13 protein-coding genes are annotated in these 12,548 nt (G+C 60.5%); 5 read left to right on the top strand and 8 right to left on the bottom strand.

The features are described from left to right. Positions 1-36 precede the first annotated feature (36 nt). The 4 genes from LUN51_RS07685 to LUN51_RS07700 form a co-directional block, all read right to left on the bottom strand. A complete protein-coding gene (locus tag LUN51_RS07685; protein ID WP_431355568.1) occupies positions 37-1,314 on the bottom strand; it encodes a TRAP transporter large permease in 1,278 nt (425 codons plus the stop codon). Beyond that, positions 1,314-1,823 (bottom strand): TRAP transporter small permease, encoded by a 510-nt coding sequence (locus tag LUN51_RS07690; RefSeq protein WP_277810801.1) that lies wholly within the window; start codon positions 1,821-1,823, stop codon positions 1,314-1,316. The genes LUN51_RS07685 and LUN51_RS07690 overlap by 1 nt, the downstream gene beginning before the upstream one ends. Before the next feature lie 73 nt (positions 1,824-1,896). After that, positions 1,897-2,934 carry a TRAP transporter substrate-binding protein DctP gene (gene dctP / locus LUN51_RS07695; protein WP_277810802.1) on the bottom strand — a complete coding sequence of 346 codons (1,038 nt, stop codon included), beginning with the start codon at positions 2,932-2,934 and terminating at the stop codon, positions 1,897-1,899. 110 nt (positions 2,935-3,044) lie between these two features. Beyond that, positions 3,045-3,989, bottom strand: a complete 945-nt coding sequence (locus LUN51_RS07700) for a LysR family transcriptional regulator (RefSeq protein WP_277810803.1) — start codon at positions 3,987-3,989, stop codon at positions 3,045-3,047. A 148-nt stretch (positions 3,990-4,137) separates the two neighbouring features. Between LUN51_RS07700 and LUN51_RS07705 the strand changes: the two genes are divergently transcribed. Beyond that, the gene (locus LUN51_RS07705; protein ID WP_257125191.1) at positions 4,138-4,260 is read left to right on the top strand and encodes a hypothetical protein; all 123 of its coding nucleotides are present in this window, start codon (positions 4,138-4,140) and stop codon (positions 4,258-4,260) included. 103 nt (positions 4,261-4,363) lie between these two features. On the opposite strand, the gene LUN51_RS07710 is transcribed toward LUN51_RS07705, so the two are convergent. From LUN51_RS07710 to LUN51_RS07720, 3 genes are all read right to left on the bottom strand, one after another. Then, positions 4,364-4,900 carry a carboxypeptidase regulatory-like domain-containing protein gene (locus tag LUN51_RS07710; protein ID WP_277810804.1) on the bottom strand — a complete coding sequence of 179 codons (537 nt, stop codon included), beginning with the start codon at positions 4,898-4,900 and terminating at the stop codon, positions 4,364-4,366. A 26-nt stretch (positions 4,901-4,926) separates the two neighbouring features. Continuing rightward, the gene (locus LUN51_RS07715) at positions 4,927-5,553 is read right to left on the bottom strand and encodes a YbhB/YbcL family Raf kinase inhibitor-like protein (protein WP_277810805.1); all 627 of its coding nucleotides are present in this window, start codon (positions 5,551-5,553) and stop codon (positions 4,927-4,929) included. 105 nt (positions 5,554-5,658) lie between these two features. Further along, the gene (locus LUN51_RS07720) at positions 5,659-6,366 is read right to left on the bottom strand and encodes an extensin family protein (RefSeq protein ID WP_277810806.1); all 708 of its coding nucleotides are present in this window, start codon (positions 6,364-6,366) and stop codon (positions 5,659-5,661) included. A 124-nt stretch (positions 6,367-6,490) separates the two neighbouring features. On the opposite strand from LUN51_RS07720, the gene LUN51_RS07725 reads away from it, so the two are divergent. Next, positions 6,491-6,919 carry a hypothetical protein gene (locus tag LUN51_RS07725; RefSeq protein ID WP_277810807.1) on the top strand — a complete coding sequence of 143 codons (429 nt, stop codon included), beginning with the start codon at positions 6,491-6,493 and terminating at the stop codon, positions 6,917-6,919. Between the two features lie 299 nt (positions 6,920-7,218). On the opposite strand, the gene LUN51_RS07730 is transcribed toward LUN51_RS07725, so the two are convergent. Next, positions 7,219-8,853 (bottom strand): BCCT family transporter, encoded by a 1,635-nt coding sequence (locus LUN51_RS07730; protein ID WP_277810808.1) that lies wholly within the window; start codon positions 8,851-8,853, stop codon positions 7,219-7,221. Between the two features lie 216 nt (positions 8,854-9,069). Between LUN51_RS07730 and LUN51_RS07735 the strand changes: the two genes are divergently transcribed. The 3 genes from LUN51_RS07735 (at position 9,070) to LUN51_RS07745 (ending at position 12,451) form a co-directional block, all read left to right on the top strand. Further along, positions 9,070-9,663 (top strand): YqaA family protein, encoded by a 594-nt coding sequence (locus tag LUN51_RS07735; RefSeq protein ID WP_277810809.1) that lies wholly within the window; start codon positions 9,070-9,072, stop codon positions 9,661-9,663. A 104-nt stretch (positions 9,664-9,767) separates the two neighbouring features. Continuing rightward, positions 9,768-10,763 carry an LLM class flavin-dependent oxidoreductase gene (locus tag LUN51_RS07740; protein WP_277810810.1) on the top strand — a complete coding sequence of 332 codons (996 nt, stop codon included), beginning with the start codon at positions 9,768-9,770 and terminating at the stop codon, positions 10,761-10,763. A gap of 227 nt (positions 10,764-10,990) precedes the next feature. After that, positions 10,991-12,451, top strand: a complete 1,461-nt coding sequence (locus tag LUN51_RS07745) for an NAD-dependent succinate-semialdehyde dehydrogenase (RefSeq protein WP_277810811.1) — start codon at positions 10,991-10,993, stop codon at positions 12,449-12,451. Positions 12,452-12,548: the final 97 nt, after the last annotated feature.

Below are 12,548 nucleotides of genomic sequence, written 5' to 3' on the forward strand. Positions count from 1 at the left end.
TTCGTTTCCAACAAGCAGTTCGTTTCCAAGATGAAGTCAGCCAAGAGTATTCGGGAGCCAGGTAATCAATCCGGGGAAAGTGATCAGCACCAGCAGAACCGCCACCGCCGTCAGAATGAACGGCCAGATGGTGCGGAACAATACGGTGATATCCAGTCGGCTGACTGCCGCCGCTATGAACAGGCAGGCCCCCATCGGTGGAGTGATCAAGGCAATGGTGATATTCAGCGTGATAATGATCCCCAACGCCACCGGATCGATACCGGCAGCCAGCGCCACTGGCGTGAAGACCGGCGAGAGCAGCATCAATGCCGACACCTCTTCCATGAACATGCCGGTGACGAACGTGATGGCACTGAGCATCAATAGCACGATGACCGGTGATTCAATGAAGGGCTCGAGCAAGCCGGCGAAACGCTCCGGCGCCTGGGCATAGGCCAGTTCCCAACTGATTACCGAAGAGATGCCGATGATCATGAAGATCGCTGCGCTCAGGCGCGTGGTCTCGACCAGTGCCCGCCAGAAGGCCAGCGGACGCAGTTCGCCCAACGCCAGGCCACACAGCGCCACGTAAAGCACGGTCAGCGCACCGGACTCGGTGGGCGTGACGAAGCCCAGCACGATGCCGGCGACGATGATGAACGGCGCCACCAGCGCCGGCAGAGCGCCCCGCACTGCCGCGAACACCTCACTCCTCGCGGGTAGCGTGGTGCGACGCTCGAGGCCGGCACGCCGGGCATGAATGGCATTCATGACCATGAACGCCAGCGCCAATAGCAGCCCCGGCACGACGCCACCGAGGAACAGCTGACCAACCGAGGTATTGGTCTGCGCGCTATACAAGATCATGAAGATGCTCGGCGGGATGATTGGCCCGATCAGCGAGCTACCGGCGGTCAGCCCAGCGGCAAAAGCCGTGGAATACCCATCGCGCCTCATCGCCGGCACCAGCAATGCCCCCAGGGCCGAGGCATCGGCAGCCGCCGAGCCATTGACCCCGGACATGAAGACGCTACCCACCACATTGACATGTCCGATACCGCCCCGCAGATGCCCCACCAACAGGCGCGCGACGCGCATCAAACGCTCGGTCATCCCACAGGCATTCATCAGATTACCAGCGAGAATGAACAACGGGATCGCCATCAGCGAAAAACTATTGAGGCCACCGAAGAACTGTTGCGGCATCATGCGCGCAATCATGCCTGGATCGACGAAAACGAAGCCCACCAGAGCGGTCACGATCAGCGTCAAGAAAAGTGGAATACCCAATAAGGTATTGGCCAGCAAGGTTGCGAACATCGCGGCGACCATCATGATGCCGCCTCCTCGGTCGGGCCGGTGTCATCGACACCGGGCCGAGGCAGCGAACGCGGTCCATGGAGCAGCACCTGCAAGGCGAGCAGACCGAAGCCCAGCGGCATGGCCATCATGGGAATGCTGCGGCTGATGCCCAGCCCCTGCGAGGTGAAGTAGCTGACCGACAAGGCATATTGCCAACTCCACCAGGTCATCGCCAGCGCAAGGGCCAGGGTCAGCAGCCACTGGTAGGCCAGCAGCACGCGCCGGGCCGCCGCGCCCAGCCGGCGCTCGAGCAGTGCCACGCGCATGTGCTCGCCGCGCACCCAGACGTTGCCGGCGATCAACAGCGCCGAGGCGATCAGGCAGTAGCGGGCCAGTTCATCGCTCCAGATCGGCGCCTGGCCGACGACATAGCGGGCCACGACACCGTAGAGGATATCGACCAGGGTCACGAGCAGGGCCAGACCACCGAGCGCCGTGGTCACCCGCCCCAATAGTCTCAGCAAGGTATCTCGATACATGATGATCCTGCGTGTCGCGACCGACTACCTGCCGATCGCGACACGCGCCTCAAGGAAGTGAAGGAAGAAAACCTCAGTTGGCGAGCAGGTCACTCTGCCCAGCATCTTCGAGGGCCATTTCGATCCATGCCCGGTCAATGCCCTGCTCGTCCGTCAGCCACTCGATATAGGCCGGCTGCCCCTTCTCGCGGAAGGCAGCAAGCTCTTCCTCGGTGGGCTCGATGACTTCCATGCCCTGGTCGGCCAGGAACTGGATGCGCTCGTCGACCCGCTTCTCGACATCTTCTCGGTTGAGCTCGCTGGCTTCCTGGACAGCCGCCTCGATCGCTTGGCGGTTTTCTTCGGAAAGGTCGTCGTACCATTCGCCGTTGGCAATCAAGAACTGGTCCGAATACTGCACATTGGCCAGTGTCAGATACTTCTGCACCTCGTAGAGACTGCCCATGATGATGTACATCGGCGGGTTCATCTGACCATCGGCGACGTTGGTCTTGAGCGCCATGTAGGTATCGGTCCAGGGGATCGGCGTGCCGGAGGCACCAAAGGCCTCGTAAAGCGCCACCTGGCTGGGGTCCATGGCACGAAAGCGCAGGCCCTCAAAATCCTCCGGACTGCTGATGGGACGCTTCGAGTTGGTGAAGTCGAGGAAGCCGCCTTCCTCAATGACACCGAGCAACTCGGCGCCGGTGCGCTCCTCGAGAGTATCCTCGACCTTGTTCCAGTAATCGCCCTCATCGAAGAACTGGTGGGCGGCTTCATAGTTCTCGAACAAGAAGGGAATCGCGCTGACATAAATCTCCGGCACGATCGGCGACAGGCCGGCGAACGATGCAATGTTCAAGCTCGGGGTATTGATGACCTGCTCCATGCGTTCCTGCTCTTCGCCGAGCATGGAGTTGGGGTAAAGCTTGAGCTGAATGTCGCCATCGGTCTTCTCCTCTACCAGTCGCTTGAGGTTGCTGGCAAAGAGGTGCACGGCATTCTTGTCGGTATCGGGGGGACCGTTGTAGCTCAGATTGAGGGTGGTCGCCGCATTGGCCAGGCTCACGGTGGCCATCATGCCGGTCGTGACGGCGGCCAGCAGGACGTTGCGCGGGGTGAGGATACGCATGGATGTCTCCTTGTTGTTATGCAGAGTCGAGAGGGATCGGTGTCGAACCACGACGACATGCCAACGCTAGCCGTTGCGTTGTTGACCTTTCAAGCGATTCAGTGTTGCTTTCAAGGCAACGTCTGCGTGTCCAGAACCCGCGGCGCATCGGCGCTGAAAAAGCGCATGCTGCGGCGCAAGTGCTTGATGAAGGCCTGCGCCGCGATCGTCAACGGCCGTTCCGCCCGGGTGACGATTCGCGCCCTGGCATCACGCAGCACGCTGGCATCGACCTCGCGCGCCACGATACTGCCCTCATGGATCTCTTCGAGCACCGTGAGCTCCGGCATGAACGTCACGCCCAAGCCCGAACGCACAAAATTCTTGAGAACCGAGACTGAATTGGTCTTCATCCTCGGCCGGTAGGACAGATGTGCCGCATAAAGCGCCATATCGACCAGTTGGCCCATGCCGGTGTGGCCGTCGATCAACGCCAGCGGATGGTCGGCAATATCCGCAAGCGGCAGCGGTGTCGGTGAACGCGCCAGGGGATGCTCGGCCGGCATGATCAGGTCGAGCGGCTGTCGCCTGTCGATATGCGAGACCAGGTGCGGATCATCGGGAGGCGCATACAGCAGGGCCAGATCCACGGCATCTTCCTTGACCAGCATGATTGCCTCGGTCAGTCCCGCCATGCTGACTTCGATCTCCAGCCCCGGATAGGTGGCAAGGAAGTTCTGCAGCGGCGCCGAGATCAGATCGGCGATGAACCCCTCGCCCACGGCGATGCGCACCTCGCCGCGCTCCAGATTCTGCAAGGCCTGCAAACGCGAAAGCGTGGCACGTTCGGCGGCACGCTGGTCCCGGTAATGCTGCAGCACCAGCTCTCCTGCCGGCGTCAGCGCGACACGCGACGTCCGCACCAGCAACGGTGTGCCCAATTCTTCTTCCAGGGCGCGCAGTTGACGGCTCAGCGCCGAGGGATTGACCCCGAGGTGAGCGGCGGCACGCCGGAGAGACCCATGATGAACAGCAGCATCGAGGTACTCCAGGGCACGCGACTTGAATGGTTTCATGACTCCCTCGCTCGGCGACGACTGGTTCCATGCCCGCTTCGGGCAAACGGCCCGGCGCTCGGACACACCATGCCACCCCGGCGATGGGATTGATTCCAATCCGCAACCGGCGTAGCGTGAAGGCGTCGAATTCACAGGAGACTTGATCATGGCGGAAGCCAAGAGTGTCATCAAACGTGTCTACGTTCCTACCTATGTCCGCGATCTGCCCAATGGCGAGCGGGTTACGGTGCCCGGGCACTACAAGAAGACACCCACGCACTCGAGCTGACGTCAGTGATCGGGGCACGCCTCGCCCTTGCGTGGGCAAGGAACGAACCATGAACGCCCTGCCGGTTGGCAGGGCGTTTGTCATTGATCCCATACATCGCGCGTCAGCGGCTCAGGTCGACCTCACGCGTCTGACCGACGCCGACCTCGATTTGCTTCAGGATCAGCGGGCTGCGCGAACCGTCCGGCAGGCGCACGCTTCCGGCCACATAGAACACTCCCGCAGGGATACCGGTAGCCTCGAAATATCCGTTGTCGTTGGTCTTGGCGTAATGCGTATACTCACGGGCACGTGGGTCCGCAGGCTCGATGCGCTTCCCTGCCAGCGCGGCTTCGGCAGCCTCGGCGGAATAGCGCGTAGCCGGTGCGATCGACACGGTTTCGTTTTTGCCCACCAGCGTGCCGGCGGATGAGGACATGTAACGCAGCCGCCCTTTGACGACGGCTGAACCATGCTTATCCAGCTTGGCGTATTCCTCGGCAGGAAACGCGACCTGACGTTCGACGGCGCCCGCCGGCGTGCCTTCGCCGGCTTCCTCGATATCGACGGGCTGCGTCGGACCACCTGTCGGCAGCATCTCGCAGCCGCTCAACGCCAGTCCCACCAAGACCAGCCACCATCCCGTACGTATATACCTCATTCCATGAGCCACCTTTGTGAACGAGCTTAACGTGCAAGCTCGGGGTTGAGCGTGTAAGTACCCATCATGCTGGCTTTTTCGATGATATGCCCTTGCATGGCTTCGAGGACTTCATCACCGGTAAACTCGCCTTGCAGGCCCAGCGAGGCGACATCCAACGCATAGACGGTAAAGTGATAACGGTGTATCAAGGCATCGTTCCACGGCGGACATGGCCCATCGTATCCCCCGTAGATACCTTCGAGTTGTTCGTCGTCGGCGAAAAAATCCGTGTAGCTGTTGATACCGCGTACGCCCTTGCCGGTGTCGCCCGGCGCCTTGCCCATGGGCACGACACCGTCGGCATCTTCGCCTTCGTCGATGCCGCTCACTTCCGCCGGAATGTCGATCAATACCCAGTGGTAGAAATCGGCGCGAGGCAGGTCGGCCGGTACGCTGCGCCCTTCCTGGTTGACGTCAGTAGGGTCCGTGGGTGCATCCGTATCGACCACCAACAACGCGAGGCTACGCGTCCCGGCGGGCACATCGTGCCAACGAACACGCGGGTTGCGATTGTCACTGAAACGAAGGTGCTGCTCGGGATCGGGAATGGCGAACGCAAAGCGTTCGGGAATAGCTTCACCGTCGATGATGTCCTGCACGTCGATGCGCATGCGGCTGCCTCCTGGTAGTCCGTGGCGAAGAAGATGACGTTCCTCAGTTTGGCACATCCATGAGGTGGTGCGCATAGGACGAACGGCGCCCCTTACAAGACACCATTATCGACACAGTGAGATGCCGCGCATGCCAAAATGGAAATGATTGGCATGCGCAGCATTGTAGTCCGGCCCTAGGGTAGTCCCGAACACTTCACAGGCACCATCGCGTACACGATGCAGGAAATTAGCCGCATCATCATCACCCGCCCAGTCGTCGAGCACGGACACACGGCGCCCGTCCGCTAGCCGAAAAGCCGACACATCGAGCGCTTCCGCAGTGGCATGGTCGCTGCGGCGGGCGTTGTCGCGATGATAGATATTGCGGCACGCGAAGCTCCCCAAGTGACGTACCGACGCCACCGGCTCACCAAAAATCTCCCGCGCGGCCGGTTGCAAACGTTGACGCTCGAACAGCGACCAGGCCACCGCCAGCGGACAGCTGGCCACGAAGTTGGCATTGAAATCGACGCCGGCATGGCGCACGCGTACCACGTTTTTAAGTGGGCAGTCGGCAACGGGGGTGTAATCCTCCAGCGGCGTGTAATTCAGCGTACCGGCAGGCGCGGAGTCGAGAACATCGCGGCATGCCTCGCGATCCCCCTTGAGCTGGCGCAACTTCCATTGCGTGACTAGGGTCAACGGATCGTCAAGATGCAAGGGCTGGAAGGGATTCCATGCCCGGGGAACTGTCCAGGCGCCCTTCTCCAGGGCGATGCCAGCAGCAATCAAGGCGAAACTCAACGCGAGGAAAGCAAGCGACGGCTTCATGGCGCTCCCGGCCTGGTGCAAAACCTACAGTGTAGAGAACCCAGCGGTCATATGACGATCACCCTGTGAGGCATGTGAATTTAACCGATACTGTACGCACCCTCGACTTGAAAGGAGAACCGTCATGCCACGCTGGATTCCACTTGCCTTCATCGCTGGCTTCTTCGCCGTGCTGTGCTTCCATCAGCCCATGGCGGGATTGTTGCACGCCTACGCCATCGTGCCGTTTGCGCCCTATGGCACGACAGCCGTACCCCCCCTGAGCGTTCCTCAGTGGCTGTCGGCGAGCTTCTGGGGCGGTGTATGGGGGATCGTCATGCTGTGGGTATTCACGCGTTGCCACATCACGACCGGACTGTGGTGGAAAAGCGTGTTGTTCGGCGGTATCGCCTTGACACTCGTGGCGCTGTTCATCGTCTTTCCGCTCAAGGGACGCGGCCTCAACCTCGCGGGGTTCCCCATCGGCTTCCTGGTCAATGGTGCCTGGGGGATGGGGATCTGGGTCTTCGCACGCTGCTTCGGGCTTTGGAGAGTCTCGCCACGGCCAACGTAATCAGCCCCACAACAAGGTGACCAGCAATGCCAATACGCCTACGATCAACGCGGTGAGCACGGCGATGCTCACCAGTCGATTCAGCCAATCATCGAGGCCGCCTTGGGGGCGCACTGGGCCTCCTCTCCGGCGGCGAGTGGCACCTTGGCGTTGCCGCCTGCCTGCTTTGGCCACTTGGCGCATTTCTCACTCCCGTGCATGCAATATTGCTTACCATAAGGGGTAGCGCGCGTTTCCACTAGCGCCAACGCAAAACGCCCGGCCGAAGCCGGGCGTGACACATGTCGTCATGTGAGGCATTACCCGCCTTCACGCGTATTGATACGCCGGTTGACCACATTTGGGGCGCGACGATAACGCTCGGCCTCTGCCAGCGTTTCCGCCTCGAAGGCATCGGCGCCCACCGGGGTCTCACCGTGACGATGGTAGAGCGAGGTCAGCATTGCCTTGCGGTCCGCCCGCAACTCCTTGATCAAGACGATAATCATGCCATAGAGAATGAAGGTAAATGGCAATGCCGCCAGCACCGCAGCGGATTGCAGCCCGTTCAAGCCCCCTGCAACCAGCAAGGTGAGACAAATCGCGGCGATCAACACGCCCCATATAATCCGCTTCACCAAGGGTGGGTTCAGCGAGCCTCCGTCGGTCATCTGCGAGACGATATACGTCGCTGAGTCTGCGGACGTCACCAGGAAGATGAAGATCAAAAACAGCGCCACGACAGACAGCACGTTGGAGAATGGCATCAAGTTGAACATTTGGAACAGCGCCACGGTGATATTGTCAGCCGTTGCCGAGGCCAACCCGACATCGCCGGTGAGCTCCATGTTGAGCGCCGCACCGCCGAAGACGCCGATCCACAGGCAGGCCAACAGCGGCGGAACGAACAAGACGCCGAACACGTATTCCTTGATGGTCCGCCCGCGCGAGACACGCGCCACGAAGGTGCCCACGAACGGCGACCAGGCGATGACCCAAGCCCAGTAGAAAATCGTCCAGTTGCTCGCCCAAGTGTTATCGCTATACGGCGCGATACGCAGGCTCATCCCCACGATGTTTTGCAGGTAATCACCGATGCCCAGGGTGATGGTTTCGAGAATGGCCACGGTCGGCCCGGTGAACAACACGTAGAACATCAGCGCGAAGCACAGCGCCATGTTGAGATTGGAGAGACGCTTGATCCCCTTGTCCAACCCCGACCAAGTGGACGCCATATAACACAGGAACATGGCGCCCATGATGATGAATTGCCACTTGATGCCTTCCTCGACACCGAATACTTCGTGTAGACCACCGTTGATCTGCAACACTGCAAGGCCGATGGAGGTCGCCACCCCCATCACGGTCGCGACCACGGCGAACACATCCAGTGCTGGTCCCACCTTGCGCAACTTGGGACGCTTGGCCGTCATGCTCGAAAGCACGTTGGACACCAGCCCCGCCTGCCCCTTGCGGAACTGATAATAGGCGATGATCAAGCCAACCACCGAGAACGCCGCCCACTGATGGATGCCCCAATTGAAGAAGCTGTATTGAATGGCATAGCGTGCCGCTTCCTCGGTGCCGCCTTCCATGTCACCGTAAGGCGGTTCGAGAAAGTGTGTCATTGGCTCGGCCATGCCGTAGAACACCAACCCTACGCCAAACCCCGCCGCCAGTAGCATGCTGATCCACGAGAAGAAGCTGTAGGAAGGTGAGCAATCCTGCGGGCCCAGACGGATCTTGCCGTACTTGCTGAAGGCCAACGTCAGCAGGAACACCACGAACCCGAAGACCGAGAACAGGTAGAACCACCCAAAATAGTGTGAAATGGTTGATAATGCCGTCGATGCCGCCTCACCGAAGCCCTCGGGAAAGGCCGCACCAATGGCGACCAGAACCGCAACGATCAGGGCGGAGACGATAAATACGTATTGCCTTCCAATATTGGCCATGCAGCTATCCTCTTAGTCTCCGACGATACGGTGCCTCATTGCACCTACCGGGTTCTTATCACCGAGCTCGGCATGCCTGCAATGACCCATGGAACCAAAGCCAGGCACATGAGACCAAACGACAACGATGGCCGAACCAAAGCCGCACGACCATAACCGTTTTTTATATTTAAGCAAATAAACCATTAAACCTTATTAAAGATTGAAGAGCCTGTTATGCCGTCACCGACCCGCCTGGCGTCCGCCACCGCTTGGCTTGAGCGTCTCTCGCATTCACGGCACGCCTTGTCGCTTTTGTTTTTCGCCTCGGTGCTGGAAACCCTCCTGGTTCCGATTCCTATCGAGACCATCCTGATTCCCTGGATGCTGGCCCAGCCGCGTCGCAAATGGCGCCTGGCAAGCGTCGCGCTGGCAGGCAACCTGGCCGCCGCCTGCATCGGTTACGCACTGGGTGCATGGGCGTTGAACACCTGGGGAACGACACTCATCCCTTTGTTCGGTGGTCAGGACGCCTATAACGCCTTTCAGACACGCATGGCCAACGACGGCTTCCTGGCGGTGCTTGCGGTGGGCATCATTCCCATTCCCTTCCAGATCGCCATGCTCGCCGCCGGTTCCAGTGGTTACCCCTTTCCGTTTTTCCTGTTGGCAGCCTTGCTGGCACGTGGCGTGCGTTATTTCGGCCTCGCCTTGCTGGTGCATCTCGCCGGCGACGCGGCATTGTCCTTGTGGCGGCGCCATGCACGCCCCATCGGCGTGCTGGGCATCGTGCTGTTCAGCTCCTGGCTCTGGCTTCAATTCATGCCATGAATGCACCTTGCATGAACGCTTCGCCGAACCTTGAGTTATGTCCTCGCCACCCCCACAAAAAGAAATATTGAGGACGCTAACGTTATCCTATCCAAGGGGCCATCATGAGCCGACTTTCGCAAATTCCGCTGTCCGTACTCGATCTCGCGCCGATCTCGCATGACGGTACCGCCGCCGAGACGTTCGAATGCACGGTCGATCTCGCCCAGCTCACCGACACTCTGGGCTACAACCGCTATTGGCTGGCCGAGCATCACAACATCGACGGTATCGCTAGCGCCGCCACGTCTTTGCTCATCGGCCATGTCGCCGGCAAGACTCAACGCATTCGCGTGGGATCGGGCGGTATCATGCTGCCCAACCATCCGCCGCTGGTAGTCGCCGAGCAATTTGGAACGCTGGAAACGCTCTACCCGGGCCGTATCGATCTCGGCCTGGGACGCGCACCTGGCTCCGATGGCGTGACCATGCAGGCCATGCGCCGCAACCCACGCGCTGGCGTGAATGACTTCCCCGACCGCTTGGCCGAGCTACGCGGCTATCTGGGCGAGGCCCTGCCCGATCAGCGCGTCAAGGCGATCCCCGGCCAGGGTACGCATGTACCGCTCTGGTTGCTGGGCTCCAGCGATTTCAGCGCGCGCCTCGCCGCACAGCTCGGCCTGCCGTTCGCTTTCGCAGGGCAGTTCGCGCCGGGCTACATGCTCGAGGCCATCCAGCTCTATCGGCAACTATTCCAGCCCTCCGAGGTGCTGGACGCGCCTTATGTGATGCTGGGCATTCCACTGGTCGCCGCCGACAGCGATGCGCACGCGCAGTATTTGGCCACTACCCAGCAACAGAAGTTTCTCAACCTGATTCGCGGCAAGAGCACGCGCACCCTGCCGCCCGTCGAAGCACTCGACTGGTCGCCGCAGGAACGCGCCATGGTCAGTCAGAACCTCGGCGCCGCCATCGTCGGCGGCCCCGATACGATCCGCGATGAACTCGAGAACCTGCTCGCGCACACCCAAGCCGACGAACTGATGATCAACGGTGATTTCTACGACCACGAGGATCGCCGTCGTTCCTACGAAATTCTCGCCGATGTCTGGAAAGGCTGAGTCTCACCAGCCATTCGTGCAGACGCAAAAGGCCGGCATTCGCCGGCCTCTCCTCACCGTAAACCGTTCCCACGCCATCATCTAAAAGTACTGTGCACTCGGTTGCCGCATTGGTTACCCAAGCGTTCACTTGTAACGATAGCAATACATGATGGCGCTTGAGTATGCGCCACTCATGAGCGTAGCGTCATGATCGTTAGCGCATGTCTTTTTCAGGAGTATTGCTTATGGAAGGCGATGAAAAAGCACTGATACGTGAGCAAGCCTTTGTCGGTGGCCGCTGGATCGATGCCCCCGATAATGGCCGTCAGGCAGTCAGTGACCCGGCTACCGAACAGGTGATAGGCCATGTGCCGGAACTGCAGTCCACCCATATCGAAGAGGCGATCGACACGGCGTCGCGCGCCTTCATGGCATGGCGCAGCACGTCATGTGTCGAGCGCGCCGACAAACTGCTGGCGTGGTACGAAGGCATGCACGAGCATGCCGAAGCGCTTGCCCGGCTGATGACCCTGGAACAAGGCAAACCGCTCGCGGAAGCGCATGGCGAAGTCGACTATGCTGCGAGTTTCTTGCGCTGGTTCGCCGAGGAGGCGCGCCGCGGCACCGGCGAGACCATACCTCCAGAGGACCCCGCATTTGCGCTTGGCACGACCCGCCAACCGGTGGGCGTGGCCGCCATCATCACGCCGTGGAACTTCCCGCTGGCGATGATCACGCGCAAGGTCGGGGCCGCCCTGGCGGCAGGCTGCACCACGCTGGTCAACCCTGCCAGTCAGACCCCATTCAGTGCCCTGGCCCTGGCTGTATTGGCCGAGCGCGCCGGGTTGACGAATGGCGAGTTCAATGTACTGACCTGCGCTGGCAAGCGCTTCTCCGAAAAAGTATGCGCCGATGATCGCGTGCGCGCCCTATCGTTCACCGGCTCCACCCAAGTAGGTCGACAGCTCTTGCGTCAGAGTGCGGATACGGTCAAGTGCACGGCGATGGAACTCGGCGGCAACGCACCGTTCATCGTCTGCGACGATGTCGACCTGGAGACCGCCGTCGACGGGGCGATCGCAGCCAAGTTCCAGACCAGCGGTCAGGACTGCGTCGCCGCCAACCGGATCTACGTGCACCGCTCCCTCTACGAAGACTTCATCAAGCGCTTCGCCGAACGCATGAATGCCATGGGCGTGGGTAACGGCTTCGATGAAGACAACGAGATCGGGCCGCTGATCAATCGCGACGCGGTCGATGAAGCCCACGCGCTGGTCGACGATGCAAGAAACAAAGGAGCGCGCATCATCGGTCGCGATCAAGGCGAGGCCCCCGGCGCCCATTTTTTCATGCCCACGCTGGTGGCCGACTTCACGACCGACATGCGTGTCTCCGTCGAGGAGGCGTTCGCCCCGGTGGCAACCATCCGTGCCTTCGATGACGACGATGAAGTCATCTCGGCCGCCAACGACACTATCTACGGTCTCGCTTCATACGTTTACACTCATGACGATGCCCGTATCCGCAAGTTCCTGCGCGAGCTGGAGTTTGGCATGGTCGGGGTGAATACCATGGACATCACCGGGCCACACGTCCCTTTCGGCGGCGTAAAGCAGTCGGGACTGGGCCGCGAAGGCGCCCATGCCGGCATGGAGGAATATCTGGAAACCCAGTATTACTGCATCGGCCCGCGCCCCAAGCGTTGACCGCCGTACTGCAAACAGCTGAGACGACCATGCGGATCGACCTCATGGCCCAACCATCCACCGCATCGCCGCCATGCCTATGAAATGCAAGAAGGCC

Origin of the sequence: Chromohalobacter canadensis (assembly GCF_029544075.1) — a bacterium.
In the GTDB taxonomy this organism is placed as follows: Bacteria; Pseudomonadota; Gammaproteobacteria; order Pseudomonadales; family Halomonadaceae; genus Chromohalobacter; species Chromohalobacter canadensis_A.

Bases quoted from the DNA above. Each gene is read 5' to 3' on its own strand.
- LUN51_RS07685 (WP_431355568.1), bottom strand. From the start codon at position 1,314: ATGGTCGCCGCGATGTTCGCAACCTTGCTGGCCAATACCTTATTGGGT.
- LUN51_RS07690 (WP_277810801.1), bottom strand. From the start codon at position 1,823: ATGTATCGAGATACCTTGCTGAGACTATTGGGGCGGGTGACCACGGCG.
- dctP (WP_277810802.1), bottom strand. From the start codon at position 2,934: ATGCGTATCCTCACCCCGCGCAACGTCCTGCTGGCCGCCGTCACGACC.
- LUN51_RS07700 (WP_277810803.1), bottom strand. From the start codon at position 3,989: ATGAAACCATTCAAGTCGCGTGCCCTGGAGTACCTCGATGCTGCTGTT.
- LUN51_RS07705 (WP_257125191.1), top strand. From the start codon at position 4,138: ATGGCGGAAGCCAAGAGTGTCATCAAACGTGTCTACGTTCCTACCTAT.
- LUN51_RS07710 (WP_277810804.1), bottom strand. From the start codon at position 4,900: ATGAGGTATATACGTACGGGATGGTGGCTGGTCTTGGTGGGACTGGCG.
- LUN51_RS07715 (WP_277810805.1), bottom strand. From the start codon at position 5,553: ATGCGCATCGACGTGCAGGACATCATCGACGGTGAAGCTATTCCCGAA.
- LUN51_RS07720 (WP_277810806.1), bottom strand. From the start codon at position 6,366: ATGAAGCCGTCGCTTGCTTTCCTCGCGTTGAGTTTCGCCTTGATTGCT.
- LUN51_RS07725 (WP_277810807.1), top strand. From the start codon at position 6,491: ATGCCACGCTGGATTCCACTTGCCTTCATCGCTGGCTTCTTCGCCGTG.
- LUN51_RS07730 (WP_277810808.1), bottom strand. From the start codon at position 8,853: ATGGCCAATATTGGAAGGCAATACGTATTTATCGTCTCCGCCCTGATC.
- LUN51_RS07735 (WP_277810809.1), top strand. From the start codon at position 9,070: ATGCCGTCACCGACCCGCCTGGCGTCCGCCACCGCTTGGCTTGAGCGT.
- LUN51_RS07740 (WP_277810810.1), top strand. From the start codon at position 9,768: ATGAGCCGACTTTCGCAAATTCCGCTGTCCGTACTCGATCTCGCGCCG.
- LUN51_RS07745 (WP_277810811.1), top strand. From the start codon at position 10,991: ATGGAAGGCGATGAAAAAGCACTGATACGTGAGCAAGCCTTTGTCGGT.